A 15214-nucleotide genomic window follows, 5' to 3' on the forward strand; every position below is an offset into this window, starting at 1 on the left:
CGGCCGGTCTCCGCAGGAGGCCGGCCGTTTTTATTTTACGCCTCCGCATCGGCCTGCTGCCGGGCGGCCAGCCACTGCGGGAATTCCTCAACAGGCATCGGTCTTGCGTAGTGATACCCCTGTAGAATATCGACACCGTGGTGCTGCAGATAGTCGGCCTGCTGCTGGGTCTCCACGCCTTCCGCCACCGTCACAATGTGCAGCCGGTGCGCCAGCGCGATAATCATATCTGTTACCGTGGCGTTCACGCTGTCGACGCCGATGGCGCTGGTAAAGGATTTATCAATTTTAAGCACGTCAGGCCGCAGTTTTTCCAGCCATGAGAGTGAGCTGTTGCCGGTGCCAAAGTCATCGATTGCAAGGTAAACGCCCTTAAAATGCAGGTGCTCCGCCATATGGTGATCGCCGTCCTGCAATACATCACGCTCGGTGAGCTCAACTACCAGCTGCTGCACGGGGTAGGCGCTGAACCACAGTTTATGCAGATCCCGCAGCAGTTCACCCTCGGCAAAATGACGGGCGGCGACATTAATCGAAATGTGAAAATCTTTATCATTGGGGAAAAGCGGCAGCTGGCGCGCGGTTTCCGCAATAACATAGCGGGTGAGGGGCACGATCAGGTTGTAGCCTTCGGCGATAGGAATGAAAACGTCCGGTGAGATACTTCCCCGCCGTGGATTATTCCAGCGCAGCAAAATCTCGACACCAGTGCATTTTCCCGAACGCAGGTCTTTTAACGGCTGGCACCACAGCGTGAATTCGCGCGCGGCGATGCCCAGGCTGATTTCCCGGGAAAAACTCATCCTGCCAGCGGTCGCCAGCCAGGCAATTCCGGTCATCAGTAAACTCAGGATCAGCGCCAGCGGCAGCTCACCGGGTAGCTCATTGAGCGCAATAGCCGAGGCTCCGGGGCCGCTGACGTTGATAGCAAACGGAAACTGCGTTGAATGTTGACGGTAAATAATCTGCTCGCCGGGAAGCGCGGGTTGATCGACGATCCCGCTACCGCTGATAAAGTTCTTCGCCCCGACGCTAAGCCCAATGCCGGTAATCAACGATGATTTCGCATTGAGAATTAACTCTCCCAGCAGCTCAATATTGATGATGATCATCACACCATCGGCGCTATTGAATGCGGATGGATACCATTGAATCAGGATGGGAGAGCCAACCAGCAGCGTGCTATCGGTCGAAAATGTCAACAGCGCCCGGTGGGTTGGCAGGGCTGGCTGCAGTTGATGAACCGAGACGTTACGATCGCCAAAGATGCTGGAGCAGTAGAGGATATTCGATTTAACCAGGGCGATAGAGCGCACGGTTTGTAGCGAGGCCGCCAGTTTGCGCAAAGGCAGACGGACATCCTGGCAGGGCTGTCCGACCAGATGCAGCAACGACAGGTGTTGTTCTGACAGCGGCCGCAGAATTTTATCCATCGCCACCACCATTTTATTGGTGGTCATCTGGACGCGCTGCTGATTTAAACTACGCTGTGAAATAAATCGGACGACCAGCGTGGTGGTCAACGTCAGGAGCGCAACAATCAAACAAATGGTAACCCGTTTACGGCGGTACGTCGAAATGACCTTTTGTGCATTTTGCATGCGCGACACCCTGTCGACTCTACGTGTTGATTAGAATAACAACCGTTATCGACCAAGTGTAGTGGATGTAAATAAATAACAGAGAAAAATGCGCCCGGATGGGCGCATATACACGGGGAAGGTTTAGTCACACTGAACTTTGATGGCCAGACCACCGCGAGAGGTTTCGCGATACTTCGCGTTCATATCTTTACCCGTCTCATACATGGTCTCAATAACCTTATCGAGTGAGACGCGGGGTTCGCTGGTCCGACGCATGGCCATACGCGCGGCGTTGATCGCCTTCACGGACGCAATGGCGTTACGTTCAATGCAGGGAACCTGTACCTGTCCAGCAACCGGGTCGCAGGTGAGCCCCAGGTTATGCTCCATGCCGATTTCTGCCGCAACGCAAACCTGCTCAGGGCTCGCGCCAAGAAGCTCGGCAAGTCCCGCCGCCGCCATTGAACATGCCACGCCAACTTCACCCTGACAGCCTACTTCCGCGCCAGAGATGGACGCGTTCATCTTATACAGCGCACCAACGGCGCCGGAGGCCATAAAGTAGCGGATATAAATGTCCGGGCTGACCGATTCGATAAAGTGGTCGTAGTAGGCCAGCACTGCCGGGACAATACCGCATGCCCCGTTTGTCGGGGCCGTCACGACGCGCCCGCCGGCGGCATTCTCTTCGTTTACGGCCAGGGCAAACATATTCACCCAGTCAATGACGTTCATCGGATCGTTTGACAGCTTATCGCTGGCGACCAGCAGGCGGCGCAGCGCCGACGCGCGACGCGGCACGCGGAGTGGACCCGGCAGAACGCCCTCGGTGTTCATCCCGCGGTCGATACAGGCGCGCATGGTCTGCCAGACGTGAGCAAAATAGTCTTCAATCTCTTTTTTGCTGTGCAGCGCCAGCTCGTTTTGCATCACCATGCCGGAGAGCGACAGACCGGTCTCTTTGCAATAGGCCAGCATCTCCTGCGCCGATTTGAACGGGTAGGGAACGTGCAGTTCATTCGCGTTTTCTTTGCCGAAATGTTCTTCGTCGACGATAAAACCGCCGCCAATAGAATAATACGTTTTGCTGTAGATCTCGGTATCGCCAGCCCAGGCATGAATCGTCATGCCATTTTCATGCAGCGGCAGATTGTCGCTACGAAAACGCATTCCGTCATCCTGCGGGAAATCAACTTCGTGCTGCCCTTGAGCCAGCAGCAGACGCCCGCGGGTTTCTACGTCGCGGATAAATGCCGGTATTGCGTCAATATCGACCGTATCGGGCTGATTACCCGCCAGTCCCATAATAATGGCGATATCCGTATGGTGGCCTTTGCCGGTTAATGAAAGCGAACCGTAGACGTCAACCGCTACGCGGGTCACTTCATTAAGCAATCCCTTTTCGACCAGGTCATCGACGAACTGTTTACCGGCCTTCATCGGCCCTACAGTATGGGAAGATGAGGGACCAATCCCCACCTTGAACATGTCGAATATACTAATCACGATAATACTCCTGACAGGGTTACCGCAGGTGCGGTAACGATGTGATAACTGCGCATAGTGTAAGAGGGAACCGGACCATCAGCTTAACTATTCACATGAATTAAACTAATGAGTAACGGTGGATTTACTAATGGTGAGAGCGCATTCTCATTTTGAGTATATACCTTAAACACCCCTCCGGCTGCCGGGGCAGCAATGTGCTCGCAGGGGCCGGTGCGACCGGGGTTTCGGCCGCGCATGGCGTATTGAGGAATGCTAAGGTTTAGTTCCGATTTGCAGGGCCAGCTCACGAATAATACCGGCGGTCATTCCCCAGACAAAATAGTGCTGATACCACGACAGCCAGACCCGGTGCGAGTTGCCCCGGCGATGAACGTCAAGCGGATGATAGCGCCCCAGACGCAGCGCTTCGGCCAGCGGCATTTCGAACACCGCCGCAACCTCGTCCTGACTGGCATGATAGTGGAGATTTGGCGGAATAATGCCGACTACCGGGGTTACCTGAAAGCCGGTGACGCTATCCACCGGCGGCAGTACACCGATTATCTCAACCGACTCGGGCGGAATCGCGACCTCTTCCTGCGCTTCGCGCAGCGCGGCGGCAATCAGCGTCGCATCGGTCGCATCCACTGCTCCCCCGGGGAAGGCAACCTGACCGGCGTGCTTACGCAATCGCGGCGAGCGTTGGGTCAGCAGCAATCCGGGCTGCGGGCGACGAACGATGGGTACCAGTACCGCCGCCTGACGCTGATTCAGCGCGCTGTACGAGGGCTGCGGGCGCAGTAATTGAAAACGCGAAAGAAAGTCGTCCAGCTCAAGGGCGCCATCCGCCATGTTCTAGCTCTCCAGTTGTTGCAAAATACGATTAACTTTATCAAACGTTTCCTGGTATTCGGCGGCTTCTTCACTGTCCGCCACAATGCCGCCGCCGGCTGAACAGTATAGCTGCCCCTGGTACGCCGTCAGCGTGCGTATAGTAATACTGGTATCCATATTGCCACACAGGCTCAGATAGCCGATACTGCCGCACCACGCGTTGCGCCGCTGCGGTTCGAGCTCATCGATGATTTGCATCGCCCGCACTTTGGGGGCGCCGGTTATCGAGCCGCCGGGAAAGGCCGCGCGCAGCAGGTCGCTGGCGTGCAGATGGCCCGGCAGCCTGGCGGTAATGGTACTCACCAGATGATGCACCGCCGGGAAGGGCTCAACGACAAACAGCTCCGGAACCCGCACGCTACCGGCTTCGGCAACCCGACCGATATCATTACGCATCAGGTCGACAATCATCAAATTCTCTGCCCGGTCTTTTGGCGAGCTGGCCAGCTTCTCCGCCTGACGGGCATCCTGTTGCGGATCGGCCAGACGCGGCAGCGTGCCCTTAATCGGGCGGGTCTGAATCTCGCCCTGGTGAAGCTGAATAAAACGTTCCGGCGACAGGCTGAGTACGGCGCCTTCCTGCAGACGAATAAAGGCGCTAAACGGCGCGCGATTGACGCGGTTCAGCTGGCAAAATGCCTGCCATTCATCGCCGCGGTAGCTGGCCTGAAAGCGCTGTGCAAGGTTGACCTGGTAGCAGTCACCGCTGTGCAGCCAGGCCTGGACCTGACGGAATTTTTCGCCGTACTGCTCGCGGCTCATATTCGAGCGCCAGGCCGAAGTCAGTGCAAAGGGCGCCGTGGCGGCAGCGGACTGTGCTTCCAGCCACCGCAGGCGGGCGTGCGGATCGTCATAGCTGAGCAGCGACACTTCACGGCGTTGATGGTCAACAATGAGCGCCCAGTCATAAATACCGACGGCCATATCCGGCAGCGCAATGTCCGCTGCGGCGTGAGAAGGCAGGGTTTCAAAACGCCGCCCAAGATCGTAGCCAAACAGCCCCAGCGCACCGCCGAGGAACGGCAGATGGGGATGCGCCTGCGGTGTGAATCCACGCCGTTCCAGCTGCGCCTGCAACAGCGTCAGCGGGTCAGCCGTGGAGCGAGTCTGCCTCTGGCCGTCATCAACGACGGTTTCCTCACCGCGAGTGAGCAGCGTTGCGTACGGATCGGCGACAATAATGTCAAAACGGTTATGTGAATGCTCGGCAAAACCGGAGTGCAGCAGCATAGCCCACGGGGCGGTACTTAAAGGAGTAAAGTAGCGCTCGGCAGCATCCGGGTGCCATGGCAGGGTAATAATAGCGGGGGACAACATCTTCCTCGATCCTAATCGTCACCGTCCGCTGGAAAATCAGGCGGCCGGCATGAAATAATTACGCCACACAATGTAGCAGGAGTGAGTTATGTTTGCAGGTTTACCTTCGCTGAGCCACGAGCAACAGCAAAAAGCGGTAGAACGTATCCAGGAGCTGATGGCTAACGGGATGAGCAGCGGCGAGGCCATTGCGCTGGTAGCAAGTGAACTGCGCGCCACCCATACCGGTGACCGGATCGTAGCGCGCTTTGAAGATGAAGATGAAGATGAGTAAATTACTCTGTGTACTGCGGTGAGATGCCGCTTTCCGCCAGCGGAAGGATGGCATCAGGTCGTTTCCCTGGCTCGTCGTACAGCGTCACGTGCGTCACGCGATCGCCGCGCCAGAAGGTAATTTGCGTACCGACTGGCGTATGATGTACGTTCACTTCCGTCAGCGGCGCGCTGTTTGCCAGATCCCACAGACACACAAAACGCGCCTGCGGCAGGTGATTGCGTATCACCAGATAGCTGAGATTGCGAATCGCCGGGTTATCAGGTGCCAGCCCTTGCCAGAGTTCACCATCACCGGACAGCCAGAGTGCAACGGTATCGCCACCGCGCGCAAAGTGGCGCGGTTGACAGCCGTTCAGCGGCGTCATGGTTGCTTCGGTCATTCGCCGCAGCGGTCCGCTGAGCGAAAAGGGCTGGGCCGTACCGCTCTGATCCAGCGCCTGTGCCGCCAGATGCAGCGTCCAGTCGAGCTGCTGGCGATGCGGGTTCTCCACGGTGGACAGATCGATCAGCACATCTTCAAGCCACAGCAGGCGACGGCGGAAGCGCACGTCTCGCCAGGCCGTAGCGTCCCACTCGACGCGGCTATGACTGTTGAGCTTCGGCGGTGGTTTGCCCCAATCAACCTCGCAATCCAGCCACAAAGAGTCGTCATCCATATGCCAGCCTGATACCTGCGGATTGGCCGGAGGCTGGTTGCTCTGATTTACGCAAAGCGTATTGTGCGTGGCGCTGTTTTTATAATAGTCGTAGTGCATTTTCGCGCCGTAGCCGGTGGTGCCCATATCCGTAAGTAGCCAGCCGTTACGATGCCAGAGCATCAGCCCCAGCCGGTCGTAATGGTCGTGTTCGCCTCCCCAGGGGCTGTGTTTGATCAATAGCGCCTGCTGCGGCCGCCGCCATAACGTCAGACCCGCGCCCGGCGCATACAGCGACTGCTGCGGGATGAGCGCCAGGGGCGATTCCGGCAGAGACTGTTCGCGCCATAGCAGGGTTTCACGCTCATCGGGCGCCGTTTCGGTAAACTGCAAGACTGCGGCGTACTGCGGGTCACGCCAGATAAACCAGGCGAACTCGTACAGATCCCGGTGATGGAGCTTCTCCTGCCCGGCGAGGCAGTCATTAAGCCGAGGGAAGGTGCCGTCTGGCAGCAGCAGCGACAGCGGGAACTTCAGCATCGCCTGATACCAGGGGCCTTCCAGCAGGCTCCAGCGGGTGCCGCGTGCCAGCTTCTCGAAGGCGAAAAAGCCCTGCAGCGCGTAATAGTGATAGTGAACGGAGCCTTCAAACCAAAGCCCTTCCGCCAGCAGGCCGTTTTCCAACTGCCAGCGCAGACCGTACGGCTGGTTAACGGCAAACTCCAGCAGCGTTTCATCTTCGAGGACGAAACCCAGTATGCCAAGCGCCGCGCTGATTTTGACTTCATGGTTGTGAATCTGTGGACTACGGTGGTCGCGCAAAAACGTTGCCGCACAGCGCAGCAGGTTTTCACTGATGTGTCGCTGTTCGCCGGGCGTCAGGCTGTCGCGAATAAAGTCATAACCTAGCGCCATCTCCAGAATGCAGTTGGCTTCGCACAGCGTCTGGGCGTTCATCTTTCCCGGTCCGTTGTTGGGAATATCGCCGTGAATTTCATAGCCGGGATAGACATCGGCATAACCCATAAGCAGCGTGCGAACTCTATCGCGATACGCCGTTTCGCCGGTCAACTGCCATATCAGCCCAAGCTGCTGGCATGTGCTGGCGTTACGGCCGTTCATCTCGCGCCACCAGGCGCCGTCCCACGGTTCGCCACGAAATAATTCACCATCAACCGGGCAGGCATGCTGGTGGGGGGTATCCGCCTGCCACGTCAGGCGTACGCCGTGGTGTGGACAAAAGTAGTAGAGGTTCCAGCTGGCGATCCCTGACTGCGGAATGAGAACCTCTGTCTGAAGTACCGACTGCGCATCCTTCACGAGCCGTTCAAGCAGCCCGTTATTAGCGGCTGCACGTCCGACAATATTGGGCCAGATCCCAGAAAATTGTTTCATTAGCGGTTATCCCTGACCTCTGACGATGCGGAAAGCGGGGCGATGAGCGTAGTGATATCGTCGGGATATTTCGCCCGCAGCCACTGCGCTTTGTCACGGAACAGCGGATCTTCCGGCCAGGCGTGCGCGGCGGTGGCGATATTGCGCAGCGCTTTCTTGTCGTCCATTTTATCGATGTCTTTCCAGGGCCATGGGGTATCGCTGTCAATAAAGCTGGCGATGTACTGATAACCTTTGCGCAGGCTATGGTCATCAAGAGTGAAATTCCAGATGTCGACGCCCGCTTTCTCGCCCAGTCGGCCGAGGCGGTTGTAGGCTTCGAGGTTGAAATTGCTGTAGTGCCACGGACGCGTGCGCTCCAGTTCGGCCATCTGGCGGCCTTCGATATCAAACTGACCCGCAATACGCCGCAGCTGGGTGATATACAGGCGCTTTTTCGCCTCGTCGATTTTACCGCTGAACAGGGCGAAGGCGGCGGCTTGCATATCGAAATAACTGCCGTGATTGTTATGCCAGTTCTCTTCTTCAAAGCCGTTCTGGCTGGTGGTCATCCAGTGATAATAATCACCAAACCACTGCTTTAATGCGCTAACGTCGTTTTCGCTCAACGCAACTGAGGATTGCAGCAGGGCGATGGCGTCAATGACGTCAACCAGCGCGCGGCTATCAATAATGCCGATACCGCGTCCGGTATTAATACCAGGAATGGCCTGAGCATGCTGCAGGTTGGGAGCCATACGCGTCTTTGGATCGAGGAACCAGGTCTTCAACTGGGTCGCCGCCTTTTGCGCGTAGCGATCGTCGTGGGAGAAGTACCACGCCAGCGCCAGCGTTGACACGTCATTACTCATCTTCACCAGCCGGTTTTTATCGGTGGCGTCACTATTGGCGTCAGGGTTGGTTTGCCCATCTTTGCGAATATAAGGAAGCCCGTCTTGGGTATCAGGGTTTGGCCACCAGTATGGTGGAAAACTGTAGTAGTCGTGCTTGTTGCCGCTGGCGGCGACCAGCGTTTTATCCATCACCGAGAACAGCGGATGCTTGAGCGCCAGATCGGCTTTTTTTAGCAGAGCCGCTTGTGCCTGAACAAATAGCGGGTCTTTCGCGGCAATCTGCTGGCGGCTGAAGGCTAAATCCTTTCCGTCTAGCGTGTACGGCTCATCGGCATACGAGGGGGCGCTAAGGCCGGAACAAAACAGCGCAATGCATAACAAACCTCGGCGAGGTATTGAGTTCATCGTGATAACCCTTCTACAAATATGAGAAAAGATAACAACAGAATTATACCTGACGCGTATTTAAATGACGCGTGAGACAGGCGGTGTAATTAAAAACAATATATTTGAATATTCGATGACGAGCAGTGTAAAAGACAAAGTGATTTTTTTTGTGATACTCATCAAGTTTATCGTTATGGAGAGATAATGACGTTTTTAATGCCAGGTACATCACGGAATTCGGCTTTTTTCTATATTTTTTGAATGTTTTAACAAAACAAGTAAATTTTTAAGATGTTGATTTTAGTTGTTATTATTTTTTGTCACTTTTTTTGTCACTTCCACATGTGATCTACCTCAATTTTCTGGTTTTTGAAACGCAATTTCTTTTTTGTGCTGTTGTATTGGGAAATACATTTCTATCTAATGAATGGAAATATTTGTTGCGTCAGCTGTATTAATGCCTGAACGATATTCAAATTCCCTTTCATGTATTAATTGAGAATTTAATGACCTTTGTGCCTACAATAAAGGATATGCCATCATGTCTGCGAATAAATTACGTTCATTGTTACTTCTCACCGCACTCGGGCTTGGCGTTAGCCAAAGCTACGCCGCTACAACCCTCAATGTCTGGATCCGCGCCAGCAATGACTCGAAGAATATCTACAAACAAGAGGCGGAAAAGTTTGAACAAAAAACCGGTATCAAAATTGAGTATTTCAACGCCACCACCGACTTTGAACAGCGGCTGGCTCGCGCCACTGCGGGCAACGCCTTACCCGATCTGATTTTTAACGATGCGGCGTCGCTGGGGCAGTTTATCCAGTTAGGTATTGCCGAAGAAATTGACCCGCAGGCGATCGCGGGCGGCGATCAGCTATTCCAGACGGCGTGGAAGAGTACCCGCTATATCGACGGTAAATACTATGGCGTGCCGACCTCCGCGCAAACTTTCGCCCTGTTTGTGCGCAAAGACTGGCGGGAAAAACTGGGGCTGCCGCAGCCTAAGAGTTGGGATGATATTCAGGCCCTGGCAAAAGCTTTCACCACCCAGGATCCCGATGGCAACGGCAAAAATGATACCTACGGGTTTATCGTTCCCGCCTCCACGACGCGCGGCTACGCCAGCTGGTTTATGAGCAGCTTTATCTGGCAGGCAGGCGGTGATTTCGTGACGGAACGCAGCGGAAAATTCAGCGCTTCGCTCAATACGCCGGAAGTGGCTCAGGCGATGACTTTTATGCGCACCATGATGTGCGACAAAGTCACGCAGCCGGGCGCAATTAACGCCACTACCGCCGACGTTATTCCCTCCTTCCGCGCCGGGCAAAGCGGCATGTTCTTCAGCGGCCCGTACCATATCGCGCTGTTCGATAAAGACCCAGGTAAAGACAACTTTGAAGTGATTCCGGTGGTGGGGCCTAAAGGTGAAGCCACCCTCGCCGAGGGCACCACGGTCTTTATGATGAAGAGCAGTACACAGAAAGAGGCGGCGCGTCAATTTATCGAATTTATGATCTCCCCGGAGGGGCAGGAAATAGGCATGGGTAAAGGGAGCCAGCATATACCGGTGGTGCGTCTGCCGGTGAATAAGAACGTCGACGTCAAAGCCGTTTACCAGGACGCGCGCTGGGAGACTTTCGCCAGACTTTACAATGAACAGGGACGCTATGTGCCGCAAATTCCCAACTGGACGCCAGTGCGTCAGGTGGCAGCCGATGGCTTTAACCGCATTTTTGCCGACTGCAACAGCGATATCACTGCCGAGCTGAAGACTATCGACGGCAAGGTTAACGCTGAGCTGAAAAAACAAAATGTGCTGGCTAACTGAGGACCGACGTTATGACCCTGCATGAGACGAAATCCTCGCCGATAAAGCAGGCCGATTCGCCTGACGCGATCGGGTGGCTGAGTGCGAAGCGTAAGCGGGCGCTGATCCCGTGGCTGTTTTTAGCGCCTGCGCTCATTATTTTCAGCTGGTTTAAGTTTATCCCGATGATTCAGGGTCTGGTGATGAGCTTTTACAAGGTTAACTTTAATCAGCCGAACGAGTGGGTCGGGCTCGATAACTTCACCCGTGCTTTTTCCGACGTAGAGCTGCACGCGGCGGTAGTTAACACACTGCTGTACGTCGTTGTAACGATGTTCGCCGCGGCTATCCTGGCCTTCTTTCTCGCCATGCTGCTGGAAGGCCCGGCGCGCCATCTGCGTTTTATTCGCACCGCCATCTTTTTACCCGCAGTCACTAGCGCGGCAATCGTCGCCGAAATGTGGCGTATTTTATTCAACCCAACGCCCAACGGCGTGGTTAACCACATCCTGAGCTGGTTTGGCGTCGCCGACCAGGGTTTTCTTGCCAGTTCCGACCAGGCGCTGGGGGTCATCATGCTGCTGCACATCTGGAAGGCGGTGCCTTACAACATGGTGATTTTTATTGCCGGTCTGGCGGGGATCAGCCGCGATTTATACGATGCGGCGAACGTCGACGGCGCCAGCTGGTGGAACCGTCTGCGCTACGTCACGCTGCCCGGTATGATCCCGGCGTTCTCGGTGGTGCTGATGCTCTCCTTTATTCGTGGTTTCCGCGTGTTTGCCGAGGTGTATGCCACCACCGGCGGTGGGCCCTCTAACGCCACGGAAATGGTCATGACCCACATCTATAAATTGGGTTTTGAACAGTTTGACTATGGCTACGCTTCGGCGGTGTCGTTCCTGCTGTTTACCTTCACGGTTTTCTTAACCATTTGTCATCTGACGCTGAAAAAACGTATCGCCCGTTACTAAGGAGCCGCGATGTTAAGTAAACGCTGGGATACTGCAGGACGTTGGTGCATCTACGCGCTGCTGCTGATTGTCTTTGTCGGTCCGTTCTGGGGCATCGTCGCCACAGCATTCAGCGGTGCGCCGGTGAAACCGGGCGAGCTGCTGGCCTGGCCGAATCAGTTCTCGTTTGAAAACTTCATCTTTGCGTGGATGGATATTGGCGTCTGGCAGTATTTGCTGAACTCCATTCTGGTGGTGTTCTTTGGCACTGTTCTGCAGGTGTCGGTCAGCGCGCTGGCGGCGTATGCGCTGGCTCGTAAGAAGTTTCGCGGTGTGGCGCTGGTGAGTCTGGTTATTTTGTCCACCATGATGCTGCCGGAAGAGGTCATCGCGATTCCGCTGTACATGATTATTAACTGGCGGCTGCCGTATATCGATGCCTCGCTCTACAACAGCTACCTCGGGATGATTTTGCCGGTCGTCGGCTGGGCGTTCTCCATCTTTGTCCTGACCGAATTTATGTCAGCGATTCCTAAAGAGCTGGAGGAGGCGGCGCGCATCGATGGTGCGAACGAGTGGCAGATTTTCTTCCACGTCATTCTGCCGCTGGTGAAACCGGCGCTCGGCACGGTGGTGACCTTCGGATTTATTATGATTTGGGACCAGTACCTGCTGCCGCTGATTGTGGTTAACCAGGACAGCCTGAATACCATTCCGGTGATCCTCGGCACGCTGCGTACCGATGAGAGCATCACGCCGAACATCTTTATCGCCATAACGCTGCTGGCGATGCTGCCCAGCATCATCGTCTACCTGGGTCTGCAAAAACATTTCAATCGCGGGATTATGTCCGGCGCGGTCAAAGGATAAGGAGTTACCGATGGGATCTGTTGTACTGAATAGCGTACGTAAATCGTATGGTGATGCGCACGTCATTAAAGACGTGTCGTTGACTATCCCGGACGGCGAGTTCTGCGTCCTTGTGGGGCCCAGCGGCTGCGGCAAGTCTACGCTATTGCGCATGATCGCAGGCCTGGAGGAGATCTCCGGTGGGGAAGTGCACATCAACGAGCGTAACGTCACGGAAGTGGAGCCGAAGCTGCGCGACATTGCAATGGTGTTTCAGAGCTATGCGCTCTACCCGCAGATGACGGTGCGCGAAAATATGGGCTTTGCCCTGAAGATGGCTAAACTGCCGAAAGCGGATATCAATCAGAAGGTCAATGAAGCCGCGGCGCTACTGGGGCTGGAACCGTTGCTGGAGCGCCTGCCAAAAGATCTCTCCGGCGGCCAGCGCCAGCGTGTGGCGATGGGGCGGGCGATCGTGCGTAAGCCGCAGGTATTCTTATTCGATGAACCGCTATCCAACCTGGACGCCAAGCTGCGTACCCAGGTGCGCGGCGAGATCCGCGAATTGCATCGTCGACTGAAAACGACCTCGGTATACGTCACCCACGATCAGATTGAAGCTATGACCATGGGACAGATGATCGTCGTCCTGCGCGATGGGCGAATTGAACAGGCGGGCACCCCGCTGGAGCTGTACGACCAGCCGGCGAATCTGTTCGTCGCCGGATTTATCGGTTCGCCGGAGATTAACCAGCTTCCTGGCGCGGTTGTGCTGAGCGGCAACGTGACCAGCCTGCGTCTTAAAGATGGCTCACTGCTGGCTTTACCCGCGGGGTTACGAGTGACCGACGGTCAGCAGGTGGTGTATACCATTCGCCCTGAGCAGGTCAACGTGGTCCATGAAGCGCGCGACGATGCGCTGGCGGCGAAGGTCACGGCGGTGGAGAACACCGGTTCGGATATGCAGCTCTTCTGCGATACCGGCGGCGGGGCGTTTACATCGGTGTTCAAACAGCGTCTGGCAGTAAAAGAGGGGGATAAAATCTGGCTACAGCCGAAGCTCTCGGGCGTGCACCTGTTCGATGCGCAAAGCGGTCAACGCATAGCGTGCCGGGAGGGAGTTTAAGGTGGCGATGAAGCTGTACACCCTTGATGAAACCTGTCTGGAAAACGCCCGCGCGGGCTTAAAACAGCCGTTCTCGCCATTGCAGTTGGCGCTGAGCAAGCTGGTGTCGGAGGCCGACATTCTGCGCCGCGAAGCGCCGGAAAGCGTGGTGCACAAAAAACTGCGCCCGGCGAGCGGCGACGCGCACGATTACTACAGTCTGGGAACCTACTGGTGGCCAAACCCACGGCGTCCCAACGGGCTACCCTACATTCGCCGCGACGGACATATCAACCCGCAGTGTGAAAATAACGATACCGACACTTCGCGCATTATCCGGATGTGCGAACGGTGTCTGACCCTGGGGCTGGCGTGGTACTTCACCGGTCAGCGCCAGTACGCACAGGGGGCGGCCGCGCAGATCCGCTGCTGGTTCCTTGATGCCGACACGCGAATGAATCCACATCTGAACTATGGCCAGGCGATCCCGGGGATTGTTTCCGGCCGCGGTACCGGGTTAATTGACACCCGCTTAATGTGGATGGTGGTTGATACCATCGGCTTGATTTGTTCAGCGAACGTGCTTGATACCGACGATATTATTGGCCTGCACCAGTGGTTCCGCGATTTTAACCACTGGATGTACTACAGCGAAATCGGCCACTCAGAGTACGTCTGGCACAATAACCACGGCACCTGGTACGACGCCCAGCGGACGGTTAATGCGCTTTTCTATGGCGATAAAGGGCTGGCGGCGCGGATCATCGAACAGGGGATCACCCAGCGGATGGCGGCGCAGATTGACCAGGATGGCAAACAGACCATGGAGCTCGAACGTACCATCCCTTTCCACTACTCGCTGTTTAACCTGGAAGCACATCTGCTGCTGAACCGCTATGCCGAGCACGTCGAGTTCGACCGCTGGAACGCCATCCGTGATGGGCGAGGAGTGAAGCAGGGGATTGATTACCTGGTGCCGTTTATCCGGGAGCCGGATCTGTGGCCCTACAGCGACCTGCAAGGGATCGTGTGGGATAGCGCGCTGCGGGTGCTGCTGCAGTCTGTGCGGGGGTATGCAAAACAAGCTGCCAGCTATCGTGATGCGCTGAAATGCGTGCCGCAGGAGACGCAGCAGCTGAGGGAACAGTTAATGTGGTGCGCGGGTTGAGAGAAACGAAATGCCAGGCCGGATGGCGAGTCGCTATCCGGCTTGCTGAGTTACCGCTTACACTGCGGCGATAATTTTAATCTCAACTTTGTATTCAGGCTTCATTAACGCAGCCTGGACGGTGCAGCGTACCGGTGCATGACCGGCAACTACCCAGGCGTCCCAGGCTTTGTTCATGGCGGCAAAATCACTTTTGTCCGCGAGGAAAATGGTGGCATCAAGGATACGCGACTTGTTGCTGCCCTGTTTTTCCAGCACGGCGTCAATCTGAGCCAGGGTGTTTGCAGTTTGCTCAAAGGCGTCCGCATCAAGGTTTGCCGGTACGCCGGTGTAGTAAATGGTCTGGTTGTGGATGACCACATCAGACCAGCGGGCTTCAGCATCGATACGCGTAATTGTCATTTTAGTTTCCTTAGGTTTCATTCCATCAGACAGCGGCAAGACTGCCATAATGTTCCGTCCACGTCACTACCCGGGCTGGTGAAACGACGCCCTCCCTGACATAATCACTGTCCAAATAA

At 55.7% G+C, this 15214-nt stretch carries 13 protein-coding genes; 6 read left to right on the forward strand and 7 right to left on the reverse strand.

The features are described from left to right. Nucleotides 1–35: 35 nt before the first annotated feature. The 4 genes from ACMYSK_RS03395 to pabB all read right to left on the reverse strand — a co-directional run bounded on the left by ACMYSK_RS03395 (nt 36) and on the right by pabB (nt 5282). Nucleotides 36–1601: an EAL domain-containing protein gene (locus ACMYSK_RS03395; RefSeq protein ID WP_434640226.1), complete on the reverse strand. Its 1566-nt coding sequence runs from the start codon at nt 1599–1601 to the stop codon at nt 36–38. Nucleotides 1602–1724: 123 nt separating this feature from the next. Next, a complete protein-coding gene (gene sdaA / locus ACMYSK_RS03400; RefSeq protein ID WP_434640228.1) occupies nt 1725–3089 on the reverse strand; it encodes an L-serine ammonia-lyase in 1365 nt (454 codons plus the stop codon). A 255-nt stretch (nt 3090–3344) separates the two neighbouring features. Next, nucleotides 3345–3923 (reverse strand): CoA pyrophosphatase, encoded by a 579-nt coding sequence (locus ACMYSK_RS03405; RefSeq protein ID WP_434640229.1) that lies wholly within the window; start codon nt 3921–3923, stop codon nt 3345–3347. Between the two features lie 3 nt (nt 3924–3926). Further along, entirely contained in the window at nt 3927–5282 is a 1356-nt protein-coding gene (gene pabB / locus ACMYSK_RS03410) for an aminodeoxychorismate synthase component 1 (RefSeq protein WP_434640230.1), read from the reverse strand. A gap of 88 nt (nt 5283–5370) precedes the next feature. Between pabB and ACMYSK_RS03415 the strand changes: the two genes are divergently transcribed. Continuing rightward, nucleotides 5371–5556 (forward strand): YoaH family protein, encoded by a 186-nt coding sequence (locus ACMYSK_RS03415; protein ID WP_004863886.1) that lies wholly within the window; start codon nt 5371–5373, stop codon nt 5554–5556. Nucleotide 5557: 1 nt separating this feature from the next. Here the strand turns inward: ACMYSK_RS03415 and ACMYSK_RS03420 are convergent, their stop codons facing one another. Further along, the gene (locus ACMYSK_RS03420; protein WP_434640232.1) at nt 5558–7588 is read right to left on the reverse strand and encodes a heparinase II/III domain-containing protein; all 2031 of its coding nucleotides are present in this window, start codon (nt 7586–7588) and stop codon (nt 5558–5560) included. Beyond that, nucleotides 7588–8826, reverse strand: coding sequence for an alginate lyase family protein (locus ACMYSK_RS03425; protein ID WP_434640233.1), 1239 nt, complete (start codon nt 8824–8826; stop codon nt 7588–7590). Before ACMYSK_RS03425 ends, ACMYSK_RS03420 begins: the two co-directional genes overlap by 1 nt. 523 nt (nt 8827–9349) lie before the next feature. On the opposite strand from ACMYSK_RS03425, the gene ACMYSK_RS03430 reads away from it, so the two are divergent. The 5 genes from ACMYSK_RS03430 to ACMYSK_RS03450 are packed head-to-tail and all read left to right on the forward strand — an operon-like array spanning nt 9350 to nt 14693. Next, nucleotides 9350–10639, forward strand: coding sequence for an ABC transporter substrate-binding protein (locus tag ACMYSK_RS03430; protein WP_434640234.1), 1290 nt, complete (start codon nt 9350–9352; stop codon nt 10637–10639). Between the two features lie 11 nt (nt 10640–10650). Continuing rightward, nucleotides 10651–11592: a carbohydrate ABC transporter permease gene (locus tag ACMYSK_RS03435; protein ID WP_434640235.1), complete on the forward strand. Its 942-nt coding sequence runs from the start codon at nt 10651–10653 to the stop codon at nt 11590–11592. Between the two features lie 9 nt (nt 11593–11601). Then, nucleotides 11602–12441: a carbohydrate ABC transporter permease gene (locus ACMYSK_RS03440; RefSeq protein ID WP_434640237.1), complete on the forward strand. Its 840-nt coding sequence runs from the start codon at nt 11602–11604 to the stop codon at nt 12439–12441. A 10-nt stretch (nt 12442–12451) separates the two neighbouring features. Next, the gene (locus tag ACMYSK_RS03445) at nt 12452–13546 is read left to right on the forward strand and encodes an ABC transporter ATP-binding protein (RefSeq protein ID WP_434640238.1); all 1095 of its coding nucleotides are present in this window, start codon (nt 12452–12454) and stop codon (nt 13544–13546) included. 7 nt (nt 13547–13553) lie between these two features. Then, nucleotides 13554–14693 (forward strand): alginate lyase family protein, encoded by a 1140-nt coding sequence (locus ACMYSK_RS03450; protein ID WP_434643814.1) that lies wholly within the window; start codon nt 13554–13556, stop codon nt 14691–14693. 57 nt (nt 14694–14750) lie between these two features. Here ACMYSK_RS03450 and ACMYSK_RS03455 read toward each other — a convergent pair whose 3' ends face one another. Beyond that, entirely contained in the window at nt 14751–15095 is a 345-nt protein-coding gene (locus tag ACMYSK_RS03455; protein WP_434640239.1) for a RidA family protein, read from the reverse strand. Between the last annotated feature and the right edge of the window lie 119 nt (nt 15096–15214).

The sequence above is a fragment of the Klebsiella sp. I138 genome (assembly GCF_051131765.1).
Lineage (GTDB): Bacteria > Pseudomonadota > Gammaproteobacteria > Enterobacterales > Enterobacteriaceae > Klebsiella.

Bases quoted from the DNA above. Each gene is read 5' to 3' on its own strand.
- ACMYSK_RS03395 (WP_434640226.1), bottom strand. From the start codon at position 1,601: ATGCAAAATGCACAAAAGGTCATTTCGACGTACCGCCGTAAACGGGTT.
- ACMYSK_RS03405 (WP_434640229.1), bottom strand. From the start codon at position 3,923: ATGGCGGATGGCGCCCTTGAGCTGGACGACTTTCTTTCGCGTTTTCAA.
- pabB (WP_434640230.1), bottom strand. From the start codon at position 5,282: ATGTTGTCCCCCGCTATTATTACCCTGCCATGGCACCCGGATGCTGCC.
- ACMYSK_RS03415 (WP_004863886.1), top strand. From the start codon at position 5,371: ATGTTTGCAGGTTTACCTTCGCTGAGCCACGAGCAACAGCAAAAAGCG.
- ACMYSK_RS03420 (WP_434640232.1), bottom strand. From the start codon at position 7,588: ATGAAACAATTTTCTGGGATCTGGCCCAATATTGTCGGACGTGCAGCC.
- ACMYSK_RS03425 (WP_434640233.1), bottom strand. From the start codon at position 8,826: ATGAACTCAATACCTCGCCGAGGTTTGTTATGCATTGCGCTGTTTTGT.
- ACMYSK_RS03430 (WP_434640234.1), top strand. From the start codon at position 9,350: ATGTCTGCGAATAAATTACGTTCATTGTTACTTCTCACCGCACTCGGG.
- ACMYSK_RS03435 (WP_434640235.1), top strand. From the start codon at position 10,651: ATGACCCTGCATGAGACGAAATCCTCGCCGATAAAGCAGGCCGATTCG.
- ACMYSK_RS03440 (WP_434640237.1), top strand. From the start codon at position 11,602: ATGTTAAGTAAACGCTGGGATACTGCAGGACGTTGGTGCATCTACGCG.
- ACMYSK_RS03445 (WP_434640238.1), top strand. From the start codon at position 12,452: ATGGGATCTGTTGTACTGAATAGCGTACGTAAATCGTATGGTGATGCG.
- ACMYSK_RS03450 (WP_434643814.1), top strand. From the start codon at position 13,554: ATGAAGCTGTACACCCTTGATGAAACCTGTCTGGAAAACGCCCGCGCG.
- ACMYSK_RS03455 (WP_434640239.1), bottom strand. From the start codon at position 15,095: ATGACAATTACGCGTATCGATGCTGAAGCCCGCTGGTCTGATGTGGTC.